Source organism: Bradyrhizobium cosmicum (assembly GCF_032290525.1).
GTDB lineage: Bacteria > Pseudomonadota > Alphaproteobacteria > Rhizobiales > Xanthobacteraceae > Bradyrhizobium > Bradyrhizobium cosmicum_A.
Genome location: NZ_JASXTA010000420.1, coordinates 1 through 251, shown reverse-complemented (window position 1 = coordinate 251; position 251 = coordinate 1). Strand labels below are relative to the sequence as shown.

Annotated in this window: 1 pseudogene; it reads right to left on the bottom strand. The window is 75.7% G+C overall.

Annotation, left to right across the window (positions count from 1 at the left end):
- Nucleotides 1-251, bottom strand: a pseudogene (locus QSV46_RS40435) (hypothetical protein); the annotation flags it as partial.

Genomic DNA, 251 nt, shown 5'->3' with positions numbered 1-251 from the left:
CGACCCACTCCAGGCCGCCGTCCCCCAGCGCCGTGATCGTGCGGCACCAGTGGCCGATCGTGATCGCGGCGGGCCGGTCGGCCACCACGAGCACCCGTCGGGCGCCTCGGAGGTCCCCCACCGCTGCCGCCCCGAGGACCGCGGAGATCGTCTTGCCCACGCCGGGCTCGTCGGCGAGCAGGAACTGCCGTCCCCCCGCTTGGGCGCGCGCCGCGATCGCATCCGCTGCCTCGAACTGGATCCTCCTCGGC